Origin of the sequence: Asticcacaulis benevestitus DSM 16100 = ATCC BAA-896, from assembly GCF_000376105.1 — a bacterium.
GTDB classification, from domain to species: domain Bacteria; phylum Pseudomonadota; class Alphaproteobacteria; order Caulobacterales; family Caulobacteraceae; genus Asticcacaulis; species Asticcacaulis benevestitus.
Genome location: NZ_AQWM01000012.1, coordinates 32460 through 58467 on the forward strand (window position 1 = coordinate 32460; position 26008 = coordinate 58467).

General features: G+C 57.5%; 14 protein-coding genes. 9 read left to right on the forward strand and 5 right to left on the reverse strand.

The genetic code is table 11. The features are described 5' to 3' along the window. The first annotated feature begins 172 nt into the window (after positions 1 to 172). Genes B060_RS0113180 through iolB form a run of 4 tightly spaced genes read left to right on the forward strand, consistent with a single transcriptional unit; the run spans position 173 to position 5680 of the window. The gene (locus B060_RS0113180) at positions 173 to 2113 is read left to right on the forward strand and encodes a bifunctional 5-dehydro-2-deoxygluconokinase/5-dehydro-2-deoxyphosphogluconate aldolase (protein ID WP_018082262.1); all 1941 of its coding nucleotides are present in this window, start codon (positions 173 to 175) and stop codon (positions 2111 to 2113) included. Next, complete coding sequence (iolD, locus tag B060_RS0113185) at positions 2110 to 3954, forward strand: 3D-(3,5/4)-trihydroxycyclohexane-1,2-dione acylhydrolase (decyclizing) (protein ID WP_018082263.1); 1845 nt, start codon at positions 2110 to 2112, stop codon at positions 3952 to 3954. Before B060_RS0113180 ends, iolD begins: the two co-directional genes overlap by 4 nt. Then, positions 3951 to 4859, forward strand: coding sequence for a myo-inosose-2 dehydratase (gene iolE / locus B060_RS0113190; RefSeq protein WP_018082264.1), 909 nt, complete (start codon positions 3951 to 3953; stop codon positions 4857 to 4859). Before iolD ends, iolE begins: the two co-directional genes overlap by 4 nt. Further along, positions 4856 to 5680, forward strand: coding sequence for a 5-deoxy-glucuronate isomerase (iolB, locus tag B060_RS0113195; protein ID WP_018082265.1), 825 nt, complete (start codon positions 4856 to 4858; stop codon positions 5678 to 5680). Before iolE ends, iolB begins: the two co-directional genes overlap by 4 nt. A gap of 679 nt (positions 5681 to 6359) precedes the next feature. On the opposite strand, the gene B060_RS0113200 is transcribed toward iolB, so the two are convergent. Next, positions 6360 to 7145 (reverse strand): FCD domain-containing protein, encoded by a 786-nt coding sequence (locus tag B060_RS0113200; protein ID WP_018082266.1) that lies wholly within the window; start codon positions 7143 to 7145, stop codon positions 6360 to 6362. Between the two features lie 55 nt (positions 7146 to 7200). Further along, on the reverse strand, positions 7201 to 9918 hold the full coding sequence (locus tag B060_RS0113205; protein WP_018082267.1) for a glycosyl hydrolase 115 family protein: 2718 nt from the start codon (positions 9916 to 9918) through the stop codon (positions 7201 to 7203). Positions 9919 to 10363: 445 nt separating this feature from the next. Between B060_RS0113205 and B060_RS0113210 the strand changes: the two genes are divergently transcribed. Next, positions 10364 to 11878, forward strand: coding sequence for a tryptophan halogenase family protein (locus B060_RS0113210; protein WP_018082268.1), 1515 nt, complete (start codon positions 10364 to 10366; stop codon positions 11876 to 11878). Between the two features lie 225 nt (positions 11879 to 12103). Here the strand turns inward: B060_RS0113210 and B060_RS0113215 are convergent, their stop codons facing one another. Further along, the gene (locus B060_RS0113215) at positions 12104 to 15208 is read right to left on the reverse strand and encodes a TonB-dependent receptor (RefSeq protein WP_026172821.1); all 3105 of its coding nucleotides are present in this window, start codon (positions 15206 to 15208) and stop codon (positions 12104 to 12106) included. An 847-nt stretch (positions 15209 to 16055) separates the two neighbouring features. Here B060_RS0113215 and B060_RS24490 point away from each other — a divergent pair. The 4 genes from B060_RS24490 to B060_RS0113235 all read left to right on the forward strand — a co-directional run bounded on the left by B060_RS24490 (position 16056) and on the right by B060_RS0113235 (position 21478). Then, positions 16056 to 16838: a GntR family transcriptional regulator gene (locus B060_RS24490; RefSeq protein ID WP_018082270.1), complete on the forward strand. Its 783-nt coding sequence runs from the start codon at positions 16056 to 16058 to the stop codon at positions 16836 to 16838. 198 nt (positions 16839 to 17036) lie between these two features. Then, positions 17037 to 19328 carry an alpha-N-acetylglucosaminidase gene (locus B060_RS0113225; protein WP_018082271.1) on the forward strand — a complete coding sequence of 764 codons (2292 nt, stop codon included), beginning with the start codon at positions 17037 to 17039 and terminating at the stop codon, positions 19326 to 19328. Beyond that, positions 19325 to 20437, forward strand: coding sequence for an acyltransferase family protein (locus B060_RS0113230; RefSeq protein WP_018082272.1), 1113 nt, complete (start codon positions 19325 to 19327; stop codon positions 20435 to 20437). Before B060_RS0113225 ends, B060_RS0113230 begins: the two co-directional genes overlap by 4 nt. Before the next feature lie 132 nt (positions 20438 to 20569). Next, positions 20570 to 21478: a glucosamine kinase nucleotide-binding domain-containing protein gene (locus tag B060_RS0113235; protein ID WP_018082273.1), complete on the forward strand. Its 909-nt coding sequence runs from the start codon at positions 20570 to 20572 to the stop codon at positions 21476 to 21478. Between the two features lie 75 nt (positions 21479 to 21553). On the opposite strand, the gene B060_RS0113240 is transcribed toward B060_RS0113235, so the two are convergent. After that, positions 21554 to 23185, reverse strand: coding sequence for an alpha-L-fucosidase (locus B060_RS0113240; RefSeq protein WP_031220556.1), 1632 nt, complete (start codon positions 23183 to 23185; stop codon positions 21554 to 21556). Positions 23186 to 23290: 105 nt separating this feature from the next. Beyond that, the gene (galA, locus tag B060_RS0113245) at positions 23291 to 25795 is read right to left on the reverse strand and encodes a beta-galactosidase GalA (protein WP_023447316.1); all 2505 of its coding nucleotides are present in this window, start codon (positions 25793 to 25795) and stop codon (positions 23291 to 23293) included. Positions 25796 to 26008: the final 213 nt, after the last annotated feature.

A 26008-nucleotide genomic window follows, 5' to 3' on the forward strand; every position in this document is an offset into this window, starting at 1 on the left:
ATGAAATGATAATTGCAAAATGAAAAAAAATAGAAAATATAGTTCTTAGTGGCGATGGGCATGATGCCCGAGACCGCCACCTTTATTGCGACCCTAACAACACCGGCCTTCGATGGTCACGGTGAGGAACAGGTCAGGGCAATAGGGCGGATTGAGGGAACGAGGAAGCCAAATGGACATTACAGAGCGGTCATCTGCCAACTACCTGCCTAACAAGGACCTCGACCTTATTACGCTGGGGCGTTCCAGTGTTGATCTCTATGGTCAACAGATCGGTGGTCGTTTGGAGGATATGTCCTCGTTCGCAAAATATGTCGGGGGCAGCCCCACCAATACGGCTATTGGCGCCTCACGCCTCGGCCTAAGGTCTGGCCTCATCACCCGGGTTGGTGCAGATCACATGGGGCGCTTCATTCTTGAACAACTCGTTCAAGAAAACATCGATACCCGAGGCGTGACAACAGATCAGGAACGCCTGACGGCACTTGTTCTCTTAGGCATCGTCAACAAAGACACTTTCCCACTGATATTCTACCGGGAAAACTGCGCGGACATGGCGCTCCAATCTGATCATCTCGACGCTGCCTGGATTGGTTCTGCACGCGCGCTTCTGATAAATGGCACACATCTGTCGTGTGATCCGCCACGTCAAGCCAGTCTGGAGGCGGCACGCCTGATACGCGAAGCGGGTGGCAAGCTGATTTTTGACATTGATTACCGGCCGGTTCTTTGGAACCTTCTGCCGAAAGACAATGGTGAACTCCGGTATATCGAGGAAGTGTCTGTCACCCAAACCCTGCAGAGTGTTGCTGCGCTTTGCGATGTCATTATTGGCACCGAAGACGAGATTCGTATTCTGGGCGGCCACGAAGATATGGGCCTGGCTCTCGACGCCGTACGCGCGCTGACACAGGCCCTGATCGTTGTGAAGACTGGCGCCAAGGGATGCACAATCTTGTCCGGCGAGCCGGCGAGCCGCATAGATGTGCCGGGGTTTGCTGTTGATGTGCTCAATGTCTTGGGGGCAGGGGATGCTTTTGCTGCCGGTTTTCTGAAGGCGTGGCTTACGGGGCAAGACCTGTACACCTGTGGTCTATGGGGGAATGCGTGCGGGGCCATCGTTGTCTCCCGTCACGGCTGCTCTCCTGCCATGCCGACGGACAACGAACTGACGTATTTTATGTCAGCCGCGCGTCATCCCTTGCCACCTGAGGCGCAGGCGCAACTCGACCACATACACTGGGCGAGCACCCGACGATCAAAATATGACGAATTGACCGTTCTGGCTATCGATCACCGCGATCAGTTTGAGGAAGTCGCTGCAGAACTCGCTGTGGGGACTGAGCGCATCTCGGACTTCAAGCAACTCGCCGTGAAAGCCCTGCATGCTACGGCAAAGGGTGCTCCGGGCTTCGGTGTTTTACTGGATAGCCGATATGGTTCGGTGGCCCTGGATGAGGCTGCCAAGCTGGGCTACTGGATCGGCAGGCCGATTGAGACCCCGAAATCTCGCCCGCTGACATTTGAGTCTTCAGCCGATGTTGGCATGGAAATCTTGCGCTGGCCACGCAACCAGGTCGTCAAATGCTTGATCTATTATCATCCTGATGACGATCAGGTTCTGCAGACTGCACAAGAGGCGCAGGTTTTACGGCTGTTTGACGCCTGTCGGCAGACTGATCACGAGTTGATCCTTGAGGTGATTCTGCCGCCGGATATCGAGGCCGGAGATGATACAGTGGCGCGTGCCATGCGACGTCTTTATGAGATCGGCATAAAGCCCGATTGGTGGAAACTTGAGCCAGCCACCAGCAAGGTCGCATGGGATAATATCTCTGCCGTTATTCAAGACTGCGATCCTCTCTGCCATGGGGTTGTTCTGCTTGGCTTGTCGGCCCCCTCCGAGAGTCTGGTTGAGGCGTTTCGGGTGGCTGCGGCCTATCCGTGTATCAAGGGCTTCGCCATCGGTCGCACCATTTTCCACGAGGTCGCGGTTGAGTGGTTCCGTGATCGCTTAAGTGACGAACAAGCGATTGCAGCCATGGCACAAAAGCTGTCTAATCTGGTCCATGCTTGGCGTACAGCGCGCCAGGTGTTGGAGCCAGCAGCGTGACATCAACCCGACAAACGGCGGCGCAGGCGGTTGTCCGCTTTCTTTCCAATCAATTCATTGACGTAGACGGCCTGGTGCTGCCCTATTTTGCGGGCGTGTGGGCAATCTTCGGTCATGGCAATGTGGCAGGGCTTGGCGAGGCGCTTTATGACGTGCGCGAAACCTTGCCAACCTACCGCGCGCATAATGAGCAGGCGATGGCCCATGCAGCCATCGCCTTCGCCAAACAAAAAGCCCGCAGGCAGGCCTTCGTCTGCACGACGTCCATAGGCCCTGGTGCGACAAACATGGTGACGGCGGCGGCGCTGGCCCATATCAATCGTCTGCCCGTCCTTTTTCTTCCCGGCGATGTCTACGCCAATCGCCGGCCTGATCCGGTGCTGCAGCAGATCGAAGACTTTGGCGACGCAACCGTTTCCGCCAATACCTGTTTCCGGCCTGTGTCTGCCTATTTTGATCAGATCACCCGGCCAGAGCAAATTCTCTCGGCCCTGCCGCGCGCGATGTCCACCCTGACCGATCCTGCCCGTTGCGGGCCGGTTACGCTTTGTCTCTGTCAGGACGTCCAGTCCGAAGCCTATGAGTATCCGGACAGCTTTTTTGACAAGCGGGTATGGACCATCCGCCGCCCTGCGCCCGACGCTGCTGAACTGGCAAATCTGGTGTCCCGTCTTAAGGCGGCGAAGTTGCCGGTCTTGATCGCAGGCGGGGGTGTAAAATACGCCCTGGCGGAGACAACCCTATCGGATCTGGCGCTTCGTCATGGACTGCTATTTGCAGAAACTCAAGCCGGGAAGGGGGCTGTACCCTGGGATCACCCGTGCAACCTGGGCGGCTTAGGCGTGACAGGATCACAAGCGGCAAACCTGGCGGTACAAAATGCGGATCTGATCGTCGGCATCGGCACGCGGTTGCAGGATTTCACGACGGGGTCGGCCGGTCTTTTCGGGGCGAAGGCCCAACTTGTTCAGGTGAATATAGCCGCGTATGACGCGCACAAGTTTGCGGCCGAGACGGTGGTTGGGGACGCAAAGGTAGTTCTGGAGGGCTTATCCGCCGCCCTGGACGGTTGGATGACAACCTCCTCGGAGAGCTTGCAGGCGGCTCGCAGTGCATGGACGACGACTGTAGACGCCGCCTTGCTGCCCCCCGTCTCGGGGCCGCCCAATGAAACACAGGTTCTGGGGGCGCTGTGGCGTCAGGCCGGCGATGATGCGATTGTTGTCGGGGCAGCCGGGGGCCTTCCTGGTGATATGCAAAAGGTCTGGAGAACAAAAACGTCGGGTGGATACCATATGGAATATGGATATTCCTGCATGGGGTATGAAATTGCCGGAGGTGTGGGCGTCAAAATGGCTTCGCCCGAACGCGAGGTTTATGTGCTGGTGGGCGATGGAAGCTACCTGATGATGAATGCCGAGATTGCCACGGCTGTGATGATGGGCATCAAAATCATCATCATTCTGATCGATAACGGAGGATACGGTTGTATACACAGGCTGCAAAAGTCTACGGGCAGCCAGCCCTTCAACAATCGATTTACAGAGTCTTATCACCGCACACTGCCGGCGATTGATTTCGTGGCCCATGCCCGCAGCCTTGGCGCCTATGCCGAAAAAGCCGCCACGATCGCTGAATTTGAGGCCGCCCTTGTCCAGGCACAGGGCCGCGACCTAACCTCTGTCCTTGTTATCGAATCGGATCCGGATTTATCCTCATCCCTGGGCGGTGCGTGGTGGGATGTGGCCATTTCGGAAGTGTCGCAAACAGCGGCTGTCCGTGAAGCACGTGGGCGCTACGATAAGAAACTTAATGATATCAGGAGGAGACAGCGCAAATGACGATTCGCTTTGGGGTCAGCCCTATCGCTTGGATTAACGACGACATGCCTGAACTTGGAGCAGAGACATCTTTGCAGCAGGTTCTGCAAGACGCCCAGGCGATTGGCTTTGTTGGCATCGAACTCGGAGGGCGCTTCCCTAAGGCGCCCGAAAGCCTGAAACCTCTTTTGGATACGTACAGTCTGGATCTCGTGGGGGGCTGGTATAGCGCTTCGCTCCTGACGCGCACCGCGCAAGAAGAGATCGAGGCCCTGAAACCCCATCTGGCCCTTCTTAAGGCTATGAACTGTTCTGTGTTTATCATTGCGGAAACAAGCAATGCGATTCATGGTCAGCGTGAGACACCTTTGCAGGTGCGGCCGCATTTAACTGAGGCGGAATGGCGTATTTTCGGTCAACGGCTTACGGAAGTGGCTGACTATATTTATGCGCAGGGACTGAAATTCGCTTACCACTATCATCTCGGGACTGTCGTTCAGGATAATCAAGATCTGGCAGCTTTTTTTGCCTTTACAGGCCCACGGGTTGGCATAACACTCGATACTGGCCACGCAGTCCTGGGAGGCATTGATCCTTTTGATGTCATCGATCACCATGCTGATCGCATACAACACGTCCATGCCAAGGATATTCGCCAGAGCATCTTTGATGAGACGGCGGGGCAGTCCGACAGCTTTCTGAATGGGGTGTTGGCAGGTATGTTTACCGTGCCCGGAGACGGCAGTATCGATTTCGCCCGCCTCTTTAGCGCCCTTGCAAACATAGGTTACGACGGATGGATTATTGTTGAAGCGGAGCAGGATCCGAAAAGGGCAGATCCGCGACTATATGCGCAAAGGGGATTGGATACCCTTAAGCACCTGTCACAAGTCGCGGGCCTTTCGGAAGTGGTGCTAAATCCATGAGCCATCTGCGGGTTAAATCGGCGCCTTGCGACGACTTTGGCGTTGTGATTGATATCACGCCCGAATCCGCAGGTTGGAAACACGTCGGTTTTCGTATGGTGAAGTTGCTGGCTGGCCAGCCTTACCGCGGACAGGAAGCCGGCCGTGAAGCTTGTCTGGTGGTCTTGAGCGGCGATACGCACATCACCGTGGGGGAAACAGACTTTGGTCACGTGGGGGGACGCAAGAGCGTATTCGAGGATGTCGCCCCCGGTGCTGTCTATGTGCCGCCGGATGAGCCGTATGTGGTGGTTGCTGAGAGTGCTGTTGAACTCGCCGTCTGCACAGCCCCTGGGAGTACGGGCATTTCAGCGCGAACGATTTCGCCGCACGAGATGGTGCGCAAGGTACGCGGCATGGGTACCAATACCCGATATGTCCGTAATATCTTGCCCGAAGATCAGCCCGCTTTTAGTTTGCTGGTGGTTGAGGTTGTCACACCAGGTGGCCATTGGTCGAGTTATCCTCCTCACAAACACGATAGTGCGAGACCGGGCGAGGAAACGGCGCTGGAGGAGACCTATTACCATCGTATCAACCCCCGACAGGGGTTTGCCTGTCAGCGCGTATATACCGATGACCGGCGCTTGGATGAGATGATTTTGGTTGAGGATGAGGACGTGGTGATGGTGCCGGAAGGCTATCATCCCGTTAGCGCGGCCCACGGCTACGATCTTTATTATCTGAATGTCATGGCAGGGCCAACGAGGTCGTGGCTTTTCCATAATGACAGCGATCATGCCTGGATGCTCTCAGATACGCCTCAATCGACGTCACGTTGACGCACCAGAGTCGACTAAAGTGCCCCCAATCTGCCCCCCAAATCACCAGGATACAGGCGAGTTTCATTGGAATTTCGAGGGCATCACACGGCGGAACATGCATATTTTAAGGGATTTTTCAACGTTAACGGACGTTATAGCAAGAGGCGCTGGTGCCGGCTGGCGGCACCCGTTTAATGGCGGCGATTTCATACCTAGCCATGCGTTATATTTCTTTCGTCTGGTTCGACAATCCAGCGCATCAGGATCAGGACGCTGGGACTTTCAAGGTGGTCTCACTCTACAGGTGTAGTTGAGTTGAAGGTTGAGTTGGGCGTAGTGCGGGCTTTTTTTTCCTACGAAATCTTTTAGCGCTCTAATTCTCAATTCGCGGATTGCAAAATATGCCACGACAGCGATGTAGACTGGTACAGCGCCAAGGCGGCAATGGTCTGTTTTACGGTCCGGTGCGTTTGTATACTATAAGGGGGCATATCGGCACGTCTCCTGTTTTCAAACAGTATGTTGGCAAATTATACGCCGGGACGCTGATCAAAAGGGCGTCGGTATAGATATCCGAAGCTTGATTGCCGACAGCGCGGTATACTTCATCGTTTGCTAGGCGGTCGCCAGCGGAAGATGGCTCCGTATCGTTGGTTCGCATCTTGACGGAGCCCCTATTGCAAGGACTGATCCACTTTTACCCCTTATCATCAAACGCGGCATTTGGTCCTGCCAGGAAGGTTTTGACATTTTCGATATGCTGCCACATGGCCACATAGGCGGCGTTGCCGTTGCGACTCTTCAGCGCTTTCAGGATCACTTCGTGATCGATGATCCAGTTGTCGCGATAATTGGCGTCCTTGACGCGCTTGTGCAGGGTTAGCCACATTGGGCTGTTGTCACGCCTGCGCCACAATTGATTGACCAGCAGGGCCAGTTCCTTATTCTGCGTCGCCTGGGCGATGGCCATGTGGAAAAGAATGTCGAAGGTCTCCTTAGGCTCGCCATATCGCGCATTTCGGTGATTGGCCAGGGCCTCTTCAATGACGGCAAGATCAGCGTCGGTGGCGTTCTCGGCGGCTATTTTAGCGATAAGACTTTCGATAATCTGCCGGGCTTCGAGCAGTTCGAATGGGGCCGCGGCGGGTTTCGATTCCAGCTCAGCCAGGGTTTCATAAGGTGTGTCTTCCGAAAGCGCGGATTGATAGGCCTTGCGTGTAATGTAGATGCCGGATCCCTGACGCGGCTCGACAAGTCCTTTGACATCGAGCATGACCAGGGCGTCCCTGATCACCGTGCGACCGACATCGTACCACAGGGCCAGGTCCCTTTCGGGCGGCAAACGGCCGGTGGAGCGAAACTCTCCGGCCCTTATCCTTTGAACAAGGTGATCGCCGATATCCTGATAGGCCCGGCGCTCTTTCGGGGTCTTCTTCCCTCCTGAAGAGTCAGGGTCATTCACAGGCGGTGCGATCGTATCCATAGTGATTTTCTGCATGAAGGTGGAAGACAAGGGAAACGCGGGTGGGACTCCGTGTTCACGGACCTGAGGGATCGGTCCGGATCGCGCCGTAGTGGGGGCGGGCACCGTCAAGATCGATCTCTATGCGGTCAATCATCAGGCCCGGGTCGACGGCATAAACGCTCAAAGTGTGTTCGCCAGCCGGCAAGGGTCTGAAATCAAATGTCTTGATCGCCGCGTTCGACAGCACATTGGCCCGCCATGGGTCGCTGCGCCCGATGGTCGAAACGTCAAGCAGTTGTAGGGGACCGTCATCTAACCTGACAAGCACCCTTAGGCCTTGATCGGGTGTCGTCGGATGCGTGGGCAGGGCGATGAGTTTAACCGTCCCGCCTGATTCCGAAGAGGTTGCGAAACGATAGGTGAGGGGCGCGCGTTTCGCAGCGTCGTCGAGTGAGGCTGACGTCAGGTTTTGCCGGGCGCGCAGCACGCTGCCCAGACTGCCCAGTTCACCGATGCGCTCCCAGTCGGCGCTAAGGGTGGCCAGATCCGGTCGCAGGGTGACACGCCGGTTATCTTCCGCCGTCAGGCTCATCGGCATTGCCGGCAATATGCGCACATAGACTGTGTGTTCAGCACCGCCGCACATAAGCTTCAGTGCTTTGTCGCCGGGGGGCGATGCGCCGTCATAGCTCAGACTAAGTTGTGTCTGATAATGGTTTTGCCCGTTCAGGGCGCCGTTTTGGTTGGAAAGGGTCAGGCCGGCCACGGGTGTCTGAAGCGACCAGTCCTGTGATACGGGCTGATGCGAGAACAGGGTCACAGGTCGGGTTTGAGGGCGTCCCGCGACAAAGGTCAGGGTGTTGTGATCATTGATCCACTGGCCTGAAAGCAACAGGTCGCAGCCCGTCTTGGGTGAGACGGTCCAGCTGGGCCACACGGGCTCGTCAAAAACCGGAAGGCGCCGCGGCGCCATATCCATGATGCCGCGCCATTTGCCGCCCAAAAGCGCATTGTAGCGCTCAGTGTCTTCGACGAGTTCTGCGTGGGCCGCCCGGGCGGTATCGACGTAGCTGTTCACAGAGGCGCGTTGCTCGCGGGCATAAAGGTCGGCCAGGTCGAGGTTAAGGATGCGCGCGTTCAGGTTTGCGCTCGCCCTGACGGGATAAAGGACGAGCTCATAAAAGGCCGCCTGCCGATCCGCAGGTAGGGTGGCGCCGATCGCTTCGGCCTCTACGGTCAGATCGCGATACGCCTTCAGGCGAGCTTCAGCTTCCTGCCCATCGAAGCTGACATAGTCCGTATGGCGGTTCGGCGTGACCCACTCGGCCTGACCGAAACCCATGAACTCCGGCTTGCGCTCGAACGCCAGATCATAATAGCGCCTCATCAGGCCGGCCAGAGCCTCGGCCTGTGTGTCGCCAAACTGTTCGCGCATAAAGTCGCGCAAATGCGCATCCGCTGGCTGGGTGAGTAGGTTGGCATCAAAGGCCAGGTCCAGGAAATACTGCGACAGATACTCGATCGGCTTGATATCGCCGACATTGACAATCCACATCCTGCGGGCGTTGGTATCGAAAGCGCGCTCCATTTCCTCGCGGATCAGGCCGGGCTGCGTAGTGCCGAGCCAGAGATAGTCATGCGGGCGGCCCCAATAGGAGAGATGATAATATACGCCGGCACCACCTGATCTTGCCTGTTCGGCCGGACCGGACAGGCGTCTCAGGTAGCCATAATTGTCATCGGCCCACATCAGGGTAACGTCGTCCGGAACTTTGAGACCGGAATCGTAAGCTTCCTGAAGCTCATGATAGGCCACATAGACTTGGGGCGTTGTCGCGGCCGGACGCTTGAGCGTTTGGGTCAGGAGGTCGCGCTGGATGTCGATGACATGTTCAAGGACCTGACTGCGTTCCTGTGTGGTGGTGGCGCCCTGCATGGGGCCATCGTGAATGCCGCGCAGCCCCACGGTGTAGATGCTCTCATAAGGCGCGCTCTGCTTGATCCGGTCTTTCCAGTAGGTGGCAATTTTTTTGCCATTGCGCGTGAAATCAAAAGCGCCGCTTTTGGATTCATCCCACTCGCGCAAATTATTGCGCATCATCGGTTCGGCGTGCGATGTACCCATGACGATGGCGTAGTCATGGGCCAGTTTCGGATTGGCGAGGTCGCTGTAAAAAGGCGTCGAGACGGTGTGCATGGCCGGCCACAGCGTATTGGCCTTCAGCCGCCACATCAGTTCGAAAACGCGCCTGTAGGTGTTTGGACCGATGTTGCCCTTGGCGGGGTCTTGCGTGGCGGCGGCCCAGGGTTCCAGGCCCCAGTCTTCATCGTTGAGGAAGATGCCCCGATATTGAACCGAGGGCGGTTTCGAAGTGAAGGCCGCCTCGGATACCGACAGGTGCGACTGTTGCCGGGGCGTTACGTCAGCCCACCACGACCACGGTGAAATACCCAGGCTTCTGGAAAGATCGACCGCGCCGTATATGGCGCCACGAAGATCGGAACCGGCGATCACCACATAGGTCGCCGCGCCATCACGCACAACAAAGCGACGGTAGACTTCCCATTGCCCGGACAGGTCATCGAGCGAGATATTGGCCCGCCGGGCGAGGGCCTGTACGCGCGGCGCGTTAGAAAGGCCCAGCAAAACGCAGGTGGTCCGGCACAGTGCCCGATCCCTTGCGGCCACGGGTGTCTTGCCTGTCAGATCGTGCAGGTCCCCCACCAGCATCTGTGCTGCCAAGGGCAGGGCGGCGTCGCCTTGATGGGCGTCATACAGGACCTCAGCCACGCGCTGTCCGTCATACAGTGTGACGTCAGCCTGAGCTTGAGCGAGAGGGCTAAGAGCGGCCCAGAGCAACGGGAGGAGAGCTGTAAAAAGACGAGGTTTGACGGATATCATGCGCTGTATTCCTTCCGTATTCCTCAGAGATGACATGATCGTCGCGAGCGCGACAGCGACCTGCGTTATCAGGCCATATTTTTTGGTCAACCATTTGTGGATTTAAAGACAATGTTGCGAACAAATACAACAAGAAATCTCAATGGGTTACGCCGATGCCCCGGCCTTAAGGCCGACAGGCTGCCTCCGGGGCGCCTGCCCCAAAGGTTACAAAGCCCTCGATCGCGTTGAAAATTATAGACAAATTTTTGATTCCCAGTATCATTCCGCATGATCTGGAGGGGCTGTTCTCCGGTGAGAAAAGAGCGCGCCGCGAGGGGCAGGGAGCGGAACAATGTCGCAAGGCACCATCAAAAAAGTCGTCATCGCGGGCGGAGGCACCGCCGGATGGATGACCGCGGCCTGGTTCTCCAGGATTTTGCGCGACGACTTTGAAGAGATTGTGCTGGTTGAGAGCGAGGAAATCGGCACGGTCGGTGTCGGTGAGGCGACGACGCCCTATATCCATGTTTTTAACCGCCACCTGGGGATAAGCGAAGATGAATTTGTCCGCTTCACAAAGGGCACGTTCAAACTGGGTATTGAGTTCGTCAACTGGGGACGTCAGGGCCACGCCTACCATCACTCCTTTGGCCCCTATGGCCGCGACTACGGCGCCTTGCCGTTTCATGCCGTCTGGCTGAGGCACTATCTCGAAAACGGCGCGGATCGGCTTGAAAATTACAGCCTTCAATCTCTGGCCTCGATCAACGGGCGCTTCATGCGACCGACCGGGGCCAATTCTCCGCTGGCCGAGATTGCCTATGCCTACCAGTTCGACGCCTCCCTATATGCGCGTTTTCTGCGCTCAATCTCCGAGGCGGCGGGCGTGGTGCGGCTGGAAGGCAAAATCGGCCGCGTCAATCTGGGAGATTCGGGCGCCATTGAGAGCCTCTCTCTGGAAGATGGCCGCTGTATCGATGGCGATCTGTTTATTGACTGCACGGGTTTCCGCGCCCTCTTGCTGGGTGAGGCCCTGGGGGTTGGCTATATCGACTGGTCGCGCTACCTGCCGTGCGATCGCGCCCTGGCTGTGCCGACTGCCCGTAAGGGGCCGCCGGCGCCCTACACGCGCTCCACAGCCCTGAGCGCCGGCTGGCAATGGCGTATTCCGCTGCAACACAGGGATGGCAACGGCCATGTCTTTTCAAGCGCCTTCATAGATGACACGCAGGCGATGGATGCGCTTCTGGCCAATCTGGACTCGCCGCCCCTGGCGGATCCACGGCCGATCCGCTTTACGACAGGCCGCCGTGAGACCTTCTGGAAAAAGAACTGTATCGCGGTTGGTTTATCAGCCGGCTTTCTGGAGCCCCTGGAATCCACGTCGATCATGCTCATTCAGAACGCCATTCTGCGCCTGCAATATCTCTTCCCAGACAAGGATTTCTCAAAGGCGGACACGGCCGCCTACAACGCGGCCATGGCGCGTGAGTACGAAGATATTCGCGACTTCCTCATACTGCACTATAAGGTGGGCACGCGCGATGACTCGGAGTTCTGGCGTTATTGCCGCCATATGGACATCCCCGAGGGGCTGCAAAACCGCATTGACCTGTTTTCAAGCCGCGGGCGTATCCCTGAGGAGCGTGGCGAGCAGTTCCGTACGCCGAGCTGGTTAGCGGTCATGATCGGGCAGGGCCTGATGCCGGCGGCGCCGGAACCGCTCAGCCTGAGCATACCTTCCGACGCCATGAAAACGTGGCTATCCGATTTGCGCAGTGTCATCGGGAACTGCCTTACCCGTATGCCCACGCATGAAGACTTTATTGCGCAACATTGTCAGGCCCGCCTATCTGAAAGCGCCTGATGCTCTGAAAGCACCTGAAAAGGGCAGAGCGGCATTCCTATAAAAAAAGGGCCTGGCAGATGAAACTGCCAGGCCAGTAAGGCGCGGGGGCGGGAGACCGGATCCGCGTCTGAGGGAGGATTCGCAAAGGTTACTTTGACGATTAGCCGTTACCGGCACGGCTAAAAGGAGGAGGCGTAACCAAAGGGAAAGGGTCACGCCTCCAAGTCAAGGAAACCTCCGGAGTTAGAAGATCGCCTTAAGCGTAACGGTGTAGGTGCTGCCGTCGTAGTCGATCCAACGAACCAGCTTGCTGTCATTTTCGTATTCAAAACGCTTCGAATTGGTCATGTTGTAAGCGTCCAGGGACACCGTATACTGATCATTGATGTTGTACGAAGCTGACAGATCGAGCTGACCACGCGCCTTGACGGAGCGTGCTTTGCCGCTGTAGGTGCCGTTAGCGTTGAGCGGATAATCCGAGCGCCAGTTATAGGTGGCGCGGACGCCCCATTTGGTGGTCTCGTAATAACCGATGGCGTTATAGGTGAACTTCGAGATGCCAGCGAAGGGCGCCAGCGCTGGGCTCTTCGCTTGGGTGAAGGCATAGTTGAAGTTACCGCCGAAGTTCTTCCAGAAGCCGGGCAGGAAGTCCAGATTCTGTTGAATGTTGAACTCAAGGCCATGCACGTAGGTCGGCTTGTCGAGGTTATAGCTGCCGGAGGCTTCGACGAAGACGATCTTCGAGCTGGTGCTTAAAGTCGTGGCGATACAGTTCGTACCGTTCCAGTTCAGAGCGCCATAACCCCAGTTCGAGCCATCAGCCGGGCAGAGAAGCGCCGGGTCGCTGGTGTCGGCAATGCGTCCCGTGATCTTCTTGTCGAAATATGCAAGAGAGATCAGGCTGTTGGGGCGGTTATACCATTCCAGTGACAGATCGTAGGAGTCGGCCAGATACGGGCGTAGATTGTTGTTTCCAATCCTGACCGTCGCTTTGTCGATTTCCAACGACGGTGTCGATGAGCTGCCGTTACGTAAGGGTTGCCCGAACTGAGAGACCGGCGAATACTGACGCGCCTGAGGACGAACGTAGGTCTTGTAGTAGGCACCACGCAGAACGAGATCGTCACGGATATCGGCCGCAAAAATAGCCGATGGCAACCAGTAATGATACTTGTTCTTGATCTCGTGCTGGCTGAAGTTTGCCAAGGCGCCTACGCTGTCGGCGAAGGCAGAGGTTTGATCCAGAGTCTGGATCGAGTTGTCGGTCGTCTCATAGCGCGCGCCAAAGTTACCACGGACACGATGACCGATGATCTGGGTATCGTATTTCGCCTGGATATAGGCCTGGGTAAGGTTGTTGGTGTTGGTAAAGTTGTATTTGCCAAAGGCGCTGTCGGCATAAAGGATATTCAAGCCGACGCTTGTCAGTCCGCCGCCATTGTAAGCCGTGACCGGTGTTACAGCGGACAGGAACTTCTCGGCGTCGATAACCTGCCAGTTCTTGGAGATCGCCGCGTCACCGCCCATGAAATCATTGATCGATGGTGCCGCGATCAGCATGTCCTGAGTGATTTTGGTCGTGTCGATGCCGTAAGCCATGTTACGGAAGCCCTTGGACTTGAAGCGGTTCTGCTCCAGACGGACGCCACCTTGGATGCTGGTGATCGGGCCAAAATCAATATAGCGCTCCAGATCAAACTGAGCCGAGTTTACCTGATTATAGGCGTAGCTCTCGGACCCGGAGACATTGAGGTTGTAGACGCCACCGGCCGTATAAAGGTTTTCAGGATCGCACGACGTCCAGTTCCACGCATTTGCTGCATAGGTGGGGGGGGTGTCCCCGTCACAAACTTTGCCATTCTTCACAGTGGAGGCCGTCACATCATTGAACGCGTAGTTGAAGATTGCGTTCTGAGGGCTCGGCGTCACATTGTAGGAGAAGTCGCCCAGCTTGCCGAGACCGGTGTTGAAATTGGCCGTAATGCCATTCGTTCCACCCGAATAGTTGGGATTGGTCTGCAAGTCGAGTTCCGTTTCGAGCGAGGAGCTCAAACTGTTCGAGATCGACAGGACGGCTGCAGCGCGCCACTTGTCATCACGCCAGTCGGCATTGGCAACCAGTCCCTTGGACTGTTGATGCTGTGAGTACAGGCGGGTCGATGACTTGGCCGGGAAGTTGGTCATCGTGATGTCGGAATAGAGATAACGGCCATCGGAGGTCGAGACCGGATCGCCATGGGTCGCCACGGTGCCCGCGCCATCCCACATCGAGTTGATCAGGAAATATTGTGTGGTCTTGGGCAGGTCGCGGTCCGTATAGAAGCCGACCACACCGAGCTTGGTGCTGTCGTTCGGCTTCCACTCTATGCCTGCCGATCCGGTCCACAGGTTGCCTTCGTTGGTGCGGGTGTACTGGCGCAGGGCGCTGTCATACCAGGCGCCGGCCTTGCCTTTGGAGCCCGTCGAGCTGTTGACGTACTGAGCTGCGTCAGCATCGGTCATGTTCAGAGCGCTGGCCAGGGAGCTACAGAAGGCTGCTGCTGAACTGGTGCAGGCCGTGGGGGAATAATAGGCGCCATATTGCGATGCGAAATCCGCGGCGGATTGCCCCGTGCCTTGAGCGCTGAGGGCGCTGTAGGTGTTGAAGCGCAGCGTATCACGACGGAAGTTTTCGTGCTTGTAGGCGAGCGTGCCGAAAACGGCGAGCGTCGGGCTGATATGCTTGTTATAGCCAACGGTAAAGGCTGGCGCCGCCAATTTGCCCAGCGCGTTATATTCGTAAGACGCCTTGGCGAATCCGCCATCCTTACGCGACAGGGCGGGAGCGATCTGCACGTCGATATTACCCGAAAGCCCACCCGATTGGGCGTTGGCCATAGGCGACTTTTCGATCATGAAAGCGCTGAAAATGTCAGAATTGAAGGCGCCCAGAGGGGTGGACGAATCGTCGCTCAGGGAAGGCGGATCCGCAAAGGCCTGACCATTCAGGGTCGTGCGGGCATACGAGCCTGGCATGCCGCGCAGGTTGATCGTGGCGTTGCGACCTTCGGCTTCGCGGTTGATCTGGACGCCCGGAATGCGTTGCAGAGCTTCGCCGACGTTCAGGTCGGGGAAACGGCCGAGGCCATCCGAGGAAATGCCGTCAGTGATTTCGATGTTGTTCTTCTTGGAACGCACGGCATCAGCGTAGCTCTTCTTGAAGCCGGTAACGACGACTTCTGTAGCTGCGGAAGTATCGGCTGGTGCAGCGTCCTGAGCGAAGGCGATTCCCGCTGTGCCGCTCATGAGTATGGTGGCGCAAAGCAAGACTTTTTTAAGCTCGCGGCGCCCGTTTATAGGCATCGTCATTATAGTTTCTCCTCTGATACCTCCGGCAGACTGAGCTGCTGGGGCCATGTCTTTCCCACTTATATCGACGTGGAACCTGTTTATTGAGCGCTTGACCTATTCGGCACTGAGAGTTTGATTGGCCAACCAATTACCTCAAAAAAAAGACACCATTGTTTTGGTGCGTTAAATCCATCTTTAAGAGCAACCTACACTGTCTTTTTACAGTTTAAAGTTATTCTCAAGCAGGGTTTGTTGAATGAATTCTTAAGGCCCCTGACACAATTCTAGCAGATACCGCGTCTCTAGTTAAGAAAGCTTGATCGCAAAGTTGCGGATTGCGGCCAAATTTTGCTCAACTGTGGCCACACTATGAAACCTTGCTGAAGGAAGTCAACGGGAATCGGACAGTTTTGTGATGTTTCCATTTCATATCAGTTGCAAGGGTTTTTCGCGCGTCAGGCTTTTTGCGTGGGTGAAACTAAAAGTCATATAAAAAACCCACATTATTTCAACGCACTAATTATCATACAAATTTGTGGCGTGGGGGCGAAGTGGTAAACCATTCCTGTGGAGGCTGTTGTATTTGAAACACACTTGCCTTGGGCTTCAGGGGCTTGCTGTCCGGCAAACGGACAAGTTTTGACGCGCCCGACTCAACACTTAGACGGCAGTTCTTTCTTGTTTTGCCCTAGTATATTTATGTGAGCGCTAACAAAAGCCCCGCTTGCGTGTCGCCAGGTCAAGCGTTAGTCTTGAACACTATACTTGTGAGGGCGGGTGCGTGGCGTCGTGGTTATCACCTTGACGGACGACGTATTAATTGTGACCGTATCTGCCCGGGAACAGAGACAGGAAAACCAACCCTATGGCACCTCATTCACCCGCTCTTTCGGCGCGTGTTGATTCGGACAAGGACGTTCGCGCTTACCGCACGGTAGGCGAATCGCTGCTTGAGCGTATTCGGAACGGAGAGTTCCGCATGCTGGGCAAGCTGCCCACCGAACGTGAATTGGCCGAGATGTATAATGTCGGACGGGCCGTGGTGCGCGATGCGCTGGTCATGCTGGAGGTCAAGGGGCTTATTCAGTCGCGCCAGGGCTCGGGTATCTACATAACGCGTCGCGCTTATGAATTGGACGCAAGTGACGCGGATGAAGCGGTCAAGGAGCGTCCCTTTGACACGTTACCGCCGTCCGGCCCGGCCGAATTTTTGCAATCGCAGCAGTGGTTTGAAAGTCATTTGTCGCGGTTGGCCGCCCTTTCGGCGACGGAAGACGACTTAATCGAGCTGGAACGTTTAAGCGAGGAATGCCGCGTCGCGCCGCACGCCGGCTCGCGCGCCTATACCGAAATGCGCTTCCACCTGAGCATAGCCCGCGCCACCCAAAATCCCGAACTGATCAGCCTTGCCCACCATCTTTGGCAACGGCGCGACAACAGCCCGCTGTGGCACAATTTCTATGCACCGGCGACGGAGCTTAAGAGTGACCGCTGGACCGCCGCACGTGAAAAGCTTGTGGCCGCGCTCAGGCGTCACGATGGCGACGCCGCCTTTGTCGCCATGTGGCAGTATGTTGACGAGATCAAAGACTTTCTGACCGAGGCCAACGCCATCCCGCCGGAAATCGCTGAGTCGGTGCGGTCTTGAGCGTACAATTGACGGCAGCCGGAAATTGACAGGCCAATTTTAGTTGATATAGTCAAGATCGCGTAATTGGTATGCCAATACGTCATCTTTAAAAGGATCCACAGAGTGCGGATGTGGATTGTCAGAACAAACATGCGTGTTAATTCAAGGTGGACTCTTGAGCGAGCTTTCATCTTTTATTGAACGGGGAGTCCCATCTTGCCGCACCTTAATCGCCGTCACATTCTTGTATCCGGTCTCTCGCTGGCAGCTGTCGGCATGGCCGCGGGCGCCGCGGGGGCTACAGAGACCACACCGGCCAGCGCCGGCGTTCTGAAGCGCCTGATCGGTTCGCGCGCGAAATCCATCACCTTCAAACTGACGCCGTCTGGGTCCGCAAAGCCGTGGTATGCGGTCTCGGCGCACGGCGGAAAACTGACCGTCGAAGGCTCTGACCCGGTGGCCCTGACCAAGGGCGCCTACAGCTATCTTAAATCCACCGGCGCAGCGCAAGTAAGCTGGGAAGGTGATCGCGTCGACCTGCCGTGGCGTCTGCCCGATGCCGCCCTGACGCGCACCGAAACGCCTTTCCGCCATCGCGCCTATATGAACACCTGCACCTTTGGCTACACAACGCCGTGGTGGACCTGGTCGCGCTGGGAGCGCGAAATCGACTGGATGGCGCTGCACGGCATCGATATGCCGCTGGCCATGGAAGGTCAGGAATATGTCTGGCAGGCGCTGTGGCGCGAAAATGGCCTGAGCGACGCCGAACTGGCCGCCTATTTCTCAGGACCGGCCTTCACGCCGTGGCAGCGCATGGGCAATATCGAGGGCTATGATGCGCCGGTGCCGCAGGCCTGGATCCGCAAGAAGCAGGTTCTGCAAAAGCAGATCCTGGGGCGGATGCGTGAGCTGGGCATGACGCCGATCCTGCCGGCGTTTGGCGGCTATGTACCGAAAGCCTTCGCTGAAAAGCACCCCGAGGCCCGAATCTACAAGATGCGTGCCTGGGAAGGCTTCCACGAAACCTACTGGCTCGATCCGGCCGATCCTTTGTTTGCCAAGCTGGCCGGTCGTTTCATCGCGCTCTATACCGAAACCTATGGCGAGGGGCAGTATTACCTGGCTGACTCGTTCAACGAGATGCTGCCGCCGATCGCCGCCGATGGTTCCGACGCCGCCAAGGCGATCTATGGCGATGCCACCGCCAACACCAAGGCCGTAGCCGAGGTCGATCCGGCGGTGAAGGCCAAGCGTCTGGCCGCCTATGGTGAGGCAATTTACGATTCGATCCGCCAGGCGCGCCCCGACGCCGTCTGGGTCATGCAGGGCTGGCTGTTCGGCGCCGACAAGGAATTCTGGTCGAGCGACGCCATCGGTGCCTTCCTGAGCCTGGTGCCGGACGACAAGCTGATGGTGCTTGATATCGGCAATGACCGCTATCCCGATGTCTGGACCCGCGCCGACGCCTTCAAGGGCAAGACCTGGATCTATGGGTATGTCCATAATTACGGGGGTTCGAACCCGGTCTATGGCGATCTCGACTTCTATCGCAGCGACCTCAAGGCGATCACCACGAGCGACAAAACGGGTAACCTGGCCGGCTTCGGGGTCTTCCCCGAGGGCCTCCACAACAACAGCGTCGTCTACGAATATCTCTACGATCTGGCGTGGGGCGATGTGCCGGTGGCGGATTGGCTTCAGACCTATACGCGCGCCCGTTATGGCCACACCTCGCCGGCCCTGATGCAGGCGTGGAACGATCTGCAAAAGGCGGTCTACCAGACGCGCTACTGGACGCCGCGCTGGTGGAAAAGCCGCGCCGGCGCCTATCTCTTCTTTAAGCGTCCGACGATCGAGGGCGCCGATTTCCCGGCTCTGCCCGGCGACTGGACTTTGCTGAAACTGGCGCTCACGGAGTTCCTGGCGCTCGGCAAGAGCTACGGTCATTCGCCGCTGTTCTGCAACGATGTGATCGACGCCACGCGCCATCTTGTCAGTGGTGACATGGATCGCCTGGTTCAGGTGGCCATTAAGGCCTATCAGGCCGGCGATCTTCAGGCGGGTGACAAGGCCGTGGCGGATCTGAGCGATCTCGCCATCCGGCTTGACGCCTTGCTCGGATATCAGCAGGAAACCTTGAGTAGCTGGATCGACGACGCCCGCGCCTATGGCGATACGCCGGCGGAATCGGCCTATTATGTCGAGAACGCCAAGGCGCAGGTGTCGGTCTGGGGCGGCAAGGGCAATCTCAACGACTATGCCTCGAAGGCCTGGCAAGGCATGTACAAGAGCTTCTATCTGCCGCGCTGGCTGAAGCTGTTCAGCGCCCTGCGTGCCGGCGGTTTCGATCAGGCGGCCTTCACCGTCAGCATCACGAAGTGGGAGCATGACTGGGTGAACGACGCTCAGGTCTATACCCGCAGTAAGCCATCCGATCCGATCGCTGCGGCGCGCGTCTTGCTTGGCCGCCTGGAAGGGCTTGAAAGTCTGGAAGGTAAGGCATGAAACCGGCGCGCTTCAAATCACTCGATGTTTTTCGTGGCCTGACCGTATGTGTCATGATCATTGTCAACACGGCCGGCGCCGGGGCGGAGCCTTTCGCCACCCTGCAACACGCTAAATGGTTTGGCTTCACCCTGGCCGACGCGGTCTTCCCGTCGTTCCTGTTTGCGGTCGGCAACGCCATGAGCTTCGCGATGAAGCCCGGTGTTTCCAATAAAGACTACTTGCTGAAGGTGCTGAAACGCACCGTGCTGATCTTCCTGCTCGGCTATTTAATGTACTGGTATCCCTTCGTTCATCAGCAGGTCGATGGCACCTGGGCGCTCAATCCGATCGGTGAAACGCGCATTATGGGCGTGCTGCAACGCATCGCCCTGTGCTTCGGCATCGCCGCCGTGGTCTGCCGCTATCTGCCGGTCAAATACCTGATTTTCCTCTGCGTGATCCTGCTGGTCGGCTACTGGTCGATCCTGATGGCCTTTGGCCTGCCGGGACAGCAGTTGACCCCGCTTGGCAATGCCGGCGCCCTGTTCGATCAGGCGGTGATAGGCATCCAGCACATGTATAAAAAGGGGCACGGCTACGATCCGGAGGGCTTGCTCAGCACCCTGCCGGCCATCGTCAATGTGATCGCGGGCTATCTCGCTGGTCTCTACATCATGCGTACAGGCGACAAGCCCAAGCTGGTGCGTAACCTCTTGATCGGCGGTGCACTCATCGTTGCGGCCGGCCTGCTGTGGAGCCTTGGCTTCCCATTGGCCAAACGCCTGTGGACCAGCCCGTTCGTGCTCCTGACCGTGGGCATCGACCTGTTGATCCTTGGCGTCCTGATCACCTATGTCGAGATCGCCGGCCAGACGCGCGGTACGAAGTTCTTCGAGATCTTCGGTAAGAACCCACTCGTCATCTACCTGTTCTCCGAGCTTCTTGTCACCACGATGCAACTGATCAAGATCAATGAAGAAGGGCTTTATGACTGGATCGGCATCCATCTCTTCCAGGCGGTGCTGCCCGGCGCCATCGGTTCCTTGGTCTGCGCCATCACCTATATGCTGGTATGCTGGCTACTCGGCTTTGCCATGGACAAGAAGAATATCATCATCAAACTCTAAACGGCTTACACTTCACGCGCGTTTCCATATCCACGATCGTTACGGACGATCACACCTGTTCCTTTATCTAAGCTATCATTTCTCACCGGTCGCAAGACCATGACGACAGCCTGAACTTCAAAGTTGATACCCATGTCACAGACCCAAAAGCCCCTCTACTATATCGGCATTGACGGCGGAGGCACACGGTGTCGCGCGCGCCTTACGACCTATGCCGGCCAGGTTCTGGGCGAGGGCAGCGGTGGTCCGTCCAATATTCGTCTCGGACTGGGCGCGGTCTGGCGCAATATCATGGTGGCGGTGGACGAAGCCTTGGTGGCTGCGGGCCTTACCCATGCGGATCTTCAGGACATTCATCTTGGTCTGGGGCTGGCCGGTATCACCTCGCCGACCAGCGCCCAGGTGACGATTGATTCCGGACCGGCTTTTGGCGCGATCTACGCTTCGAGTGACGCGCACGCGGCTTGTCTGGGCGCATTCTCCGGCCATGATGGCGCCATTCTGATTGCCGGTACAGGCAGTGCGGGCTATATCTTCAGCGACGGGATCGGCCAGTCGATCGGGGGCTGGGGCTTCGAGGTGGGTGATGATGGCTCGGCCGCCGGACTGGGGCGTGCGGCGCTGCGTGCGGCCTTGCGCAGTCACGATCAGGTTGCGCCGGTCTCCGACATGACCCGTGAGATCATCGCGGAACTCGGTGGTCACACCGCCGATGTCATTGCCTTTGTCACCACGGCGACACCGAGTGATTTTGGTGCCATGGCGCCAATGATCATGCGCCACGCCATGAACAGAGACGCCGTCGCCTTACGCCTTGTGCAGGACGTGGCCGACGAAGTGGGGCGCTACATTGCGCGGCTCCATGATCTGGGTGCGTCCAAAATCGCCCTGGTGGGCGGCATGGCCGAGCCGATCACGCCGTGGCTCAATCCTGCCGCCAGACGCCTGCTGACCGAAGCGGAACAGGACCCGATGGAAGGCGCTATTTTTCTGGCCAAGGGCATCGGCAACGGCTTTGCCTCGGTGGATATGTCTCAGTAGGGCTTGTCTGAGACAGATATCGGCACGGGCGCTCGTCTTGCGATGCCCGTGCGCGATTGACCTTCTGAAAGCGCTCTAGGCGGTCAGTCCTGTGCCCATGATCTTCAGGACGGGCGTGAAAGAGGGCCGGCTGTCGGGTAGCTTGACCGTCAGGCCGCCCAGCCCCAGTTCGAAATCGAGTGCCTGGCCGTGGCCCAAAAGCTCGACGCGTTCGATCCAGCCTTTGCGCTGAGACTGGCCTGCCGCCATGCAGGTCAGGACGACAAAACCGCTGTCAGGCCAGGCCTGCGAGATGGCGTAAAGAACGCCAGCCTTGGTGGTGAAACGTATATCTTCGTGGGTGAAGGGCTTAGCGTCGCCTTCGTTCATCATGCCTTCTACCGGCTTGAAGGGCCCCTCACCGTAGATGTCCCACGGCCGGGTGGCAAAGATGGCGTCACCGTTGACGCTGAGCCATGACCCCACGCCGCCTACGATTTTTTCTTCTTTTTCATCGATCGAGCCGTCGGCGCGTACCGGAATATTGAGCAGCAGGTTGCCGTTTTTCGAGACCACATCGCACAGGCGCTGAATGACCTGTAGGGCGCTCTTGTAGCCGTCACGTTCATACAGCGGCCGATCGTAATGCCAGTTGCCGATGCAGGTGTCGGTTTGCCAGGGCAGGGGGCGCAGATGGTCGGAAAAGCCGCGCTCGACGTCCTCCACAATGGCGCGGCGTTGCAGATCGTCGAGCTTCTTGCCATTGACGACGACGTCTAACTTACCATGCCAGTCGAGACTGCGATTGTAAAAATAGGCCGTCGCATCTAGGCCGGCCTGTTCCAGCGGCAAGGCGTAATCATCAAAATAAAGCAGGTCGGGCTTGTAGGTGTCGACCATGTCCTTGGTGCGGGCCAGCCATTTTTTGACAAAATAGGGGTCTTGCGGCGGCACGGTTTCCAGCCACTGACCGGAATGCGCGTCATGGTAGGCGTTCATCGCCTTGATCGTATCGAGGCCATCGGGTGGTGTCATATCGCCCTGACGCCCCGTGTAGAGTTCCTGGGGGTCGAGGCCCTCCCACCACAAACCCTTGCCGTCTTCCTTCTTCAGGCGATAGGCGTCATAGCGCAGGCCGTGCGCAGCGCCTTCCGGATCGTAACCGTAGGCGGTCTGTCCCCAGTGCCAGGCGTGAGAGAGGTGGTTCGATAGCCCGAAGCGCAGGCCGTGGTCCCTCGCCGCCTTGGCCCAGCCCGCCATGGTATCACGCTTGGGCCCGACCTTCGTTATGTTCCAGTCCTGATATTTCGAGTTGAACATATCGAAATTGTCGTGGTGGCCCGCCATGGCGACGAAGTATTTCGCGCCGGCCTTCTTATAGAGCCCAACCAGATGATCAGGGTCCCAGGCGTCAATTTTCCAATTCCTGAGAAATTCCATGAACCCGAACTGCGCCGGATGGCCGTAGGTCTTGACATGGTGATCGTAGGCTTTGTCGCCTTGCATATACATGCTGCGGGCATACCAGTCGCCGAATTCCGGGATGCACTGAGGCCCCCAGTGCGCCCAAAAGCCAAGCTTGGCGTCACGGAACCACTCCGGCGTTTGATAGCCGGAGGCGAGGGTTTGCCAACTGGCCGCCAATCGCTGGGGCTTGGCCTGGCTATGGGGCGCCATGAAACCACTCGCTGTCGCTGCCGCGATAATCGATCGTCTTGAAACGCGCATCCTTAGCCTCCGCACTTTGGGTCGGCGCATCTAATGATCATCAACCAATTTTGTAAACGTTCTAATTTGGTTGATCACAATAAAGTATGACAATTTAAAATTATGTCACCCTGGCAAGGATGTCAGGGTCAGACGGGCGGCGGGAACGCCGTCCGTCGTCGCGGTGACGATCACGGGCGCACCCACAGAGCCGCGCCTTGCGCGCACAACGGCTTGGGCCAGACCGTTGAAGAGATGACGTGATGACGCCTTGTCCGCCTCAAGACTGGTCGGATTTCCGTTGCCGACGCCGGCGATGCGGGCAGGCCCGGACAGGCTGAAATGGATGAGGTTGTCGGCGGTCGGCAAGGCTGTGCCCTGGGCGTCGAAAAGCTCGGCGCGAATGAGCGCGACATCCTGGCCGTCGGTGCGCAGGCCGGCCCTGTCCGAGGTGATCGACAATCGGGTGGCCGGGCCTGCGGTACGGCGCGCCGTCTTCATGACCACCTTATCGCCCTTGAAACCGTAAGCGACCAGTTCGCCCGGGGTAAAGGGTACGGACCATTGCACATGACCGTCTTTCGGCACGCTCTGAACACCCAGGGAGCGCTTGTTGAGGAACAGCTCGACCTTGTCGAGGTTGCTGTAGGCCCAGACGTCAATCGTCTTGCCTTCCGATCCCGTCCAGTTCCAGTGCGGCAGCAGATGCAGCACCGGCGCCGATTGCCACCAGGATTTGTAGTAATAGTAAATATCCTTGGGAAAGCCGCAGGTGTCCAGAATGCCGAAATGGGAGGAGATCTCGGGCCAGCGGTTGAAGGGCGTCGGTTCGCCGCGATAATCGAAGCCGGTCCAGACGAGTCCCCCAGCCAGATAAGGTTTGGCGTCGTAAAGTGACCACCAGGCGCTGGCCGTCAGGGCATAGGAGGGGGCATCCAGATCATAGGCCCTCACATAGCCTTTCACCTCATCGCGGACATACTCGCCACGTGTCGATACGGCGCTGGCGGTTTCGGTGCCGACAATCGGCATGTCGGGGTAAAGCTTGCGGAAGGGTTCGATGCTCGACTCGTGATAATTGAAGCCCATGACGTCCAGCGCGGGCGTGAGGCCCTGACCCTGATAGTGGTTCATGGCCGCCGTGATCGGCCGGGTCGGATCGAGAGACTTGATGAGGCGGCGCATATCCAGCGCGATCTTCAGGCCACGTTCCGTGCCCTGCTGAGCCGTTTCCTCATTTCCGATCGACCAAAGGATGACGCTTGGATGGTTGCGGTCACGGTGTATGAGGGTTGCGAGCTGGCTCAGGCCCTCAGGCGTCGCGGTCATCAGGCGTGTTTCGTCGATGACGAGCATGCCCAGTTCATCGCAGGCCTCCAAAATGGCTTCGTTGGGCATGTTGTGGGCGCAACGCCAGATGTTCGCGCCCATGTCTTTCAGTTGTTTGACACGCCAGTGATGCAGGGCGTCCGGCACGCCCGTGCCCACGCCGGCATGATCTTCATGGTTATTAGCGCCCCGAAGCTTCAGCCATTTTCCGTTGAGGAAAAAGCCTTCTTTTGCGTCAAAGCGGATGTCGCGCAGACCGAAGCGAACAGTACTGACATCCAGGGTCTTGCCTGCCTCGCGGATTTCACAGCGCGCCGTATAGAGGTGCGGATCGTCAAGAGACCACAGTTTCGGCGCTGCCAGATGCGAAGCCTGGGACACCTGGCTTTCACCATAGGCGTCAAGCTGCGCCGTTGATGTGACCGAGGCTACGGCGCGTCCCTCACGGTCGTAGATGTCGGTGACCAGATCGACCGCTCTTGGGCTGGCCGATGCGTTTTTGAGGGTCGCCTCCAGGCTGATGGCGCCGGACGTTTCGCCCCGAACGCACAGGCCCCATTGGGGGACGTGCACCTTGTCGGTTTTGACAAGCCAGACATGGCGGTAAATGCCGGCGCCTTCGTAAAACCAGCCTTCGCCCAGGCTGGCGTCAACCCGAACCAGCAAGATATTCGGCCCTTGCGGGTTTATATAGTTGGTGATGTCGACACTGAAGGGTGTGTAACCACTTTCATGCCGCGTCAGCACGTAGCCATTGAGGATAACGAGGGAGTCTCTGAAGACGCCGTCAAATTCTAGGGTCAGAACGCGGTCGGCATCACCCGGCTGCAGTTCGAAACCCTTGCGATACCAGCCTATGCTGTTTTCCGGAAAGCGACGCCCGATGGCCTTGTAGCCATGACCCGCGCCGGGATCGCCATCTTCCGGGTTCTGCGGCGGAATGAAGTAATCGTTACGTGCGAAAGGCAGGCCCACGGCCCAATCGTGCGGTAGATCGACCGGCTGCCAGAGATGATCGTCAAAATCGGCGGTTGACGGCTCCGCAACCTGACCGTTGCCCTGTTTGGCGTAGGTTTTCTGGTCGCGGCCAAAGCCGAAATCACGGTTGACGTCAGCGGCGTGTCCCAGGGCAAAGCGCCAGTCGAAGTCAAATAAGATGCGTTCGCGCGGCGCCAGAGAAGGCGCCGATGCCGTTGTCACGGGCTGGACGACCGGCTGTTTCGGCGCGGCAAGCGCTGACACAGGCAGGGCGCTCAGGGCGGCAGCCGCGGAGAGAACAGAGCGACGATCTGGCTTTTTCATAGGCGTTTCCATTTTTTAGACCTGAACCTGCGGTGGTTGTCCGCCGCTTTTTAGACAATTGGTCTGCCAATGAGGGGAGATTACATGGCTTTTTGCGAATGAATAGCGAAAAATTGCGCGAGGAAAGCACTTTTTGCCAGACTTTCGGCGACCTTAATCCTAAATTTGCAGCCGGCCGAACCTATTGGCAGGCCAATGCGTCACGAAAGATCG